This is a genomic window from Actinoplanes palleronii (assembly GCF_016862315.1).
Classification (GTDB): Bacteria; Actinomycetota; Actinomycetes; order Mycobacteriales; family Micromonosporaceae; genus Actinoplanes; species Actinoplanes palleronii.
In genome coordinates this window covers 1-559 of the sequence record NZ_BOMS01000006.1, presented here as the reverse complement: position 1 = coordinate 559, position 559 = coordinate 1, and the positions used below count along the sequence as shown (strand labels likewise).

The following is a 559-nucleotide window of genomic DNA, read 5'->3' as shown; positions in this document are numbered from 1 at the left end:
ACTCCAAGGCCGCAGGGCCCCACCGAGATCAAAATTGGCTGAGCGGCATTGGTCGCATCCCGGCTGGTGTTGAGGGTCGTCTCGGCGCGGTTGAGGCGGCCGTAGGCGCCAGCCGCCGCGCGTCTTGGCTGGTGCTCAGGGGTGTCTCGGGCCGGTTGTGGCACCTCTGGGCGCCAGCTGTCGTGTCTTGGCTGGTGCTGAGGGGTGTCTCAGGCGGGTTGTGGCACCTCTGGGGGCCAGCCGGGCCGGTGGCGAGGCTTGTCCGCGGCTGGCGGGAGGTGTCGGTGGGGCGGTGTGGGTTCGCGATGAACTACTGCGTGCGTTTGTAGCCCCGGGGTGGGCGGTGTGTGCACGCGCTGCTGGGATTGCGGCCTGCTGGCGCCCTTGTGGCGGGCGACTGCCGCATGCACAACCTGATCCTGGGGCCGCTGACGCCGCCAGCCTCGTGGATCGCGCCCGCGCCGCCCCACCGCGCCGCCTCGCCGCGCCGAGCCGCGCCGAGCCGCGCCGAGCCGCGCCGAGCCGCGCCGAGCCGCGCCGAGCCGCGCCGAGCCGCGCC

The 559-nt window shown here is 74.2% G+C and carries 1 protein-coding gene; it reads left to right on the top strand.

From position 1 onward, the window contains the following. Positions 1 to 347: 347 nt before the first annotated feature. The coding region (locus tag Apa02nite_RS01530) for a hypothetical protein (RefSeq protein ID WP_203823484.1) at positions 348 to 559 on the top strand (212 nt) is incomplete at its 3' end.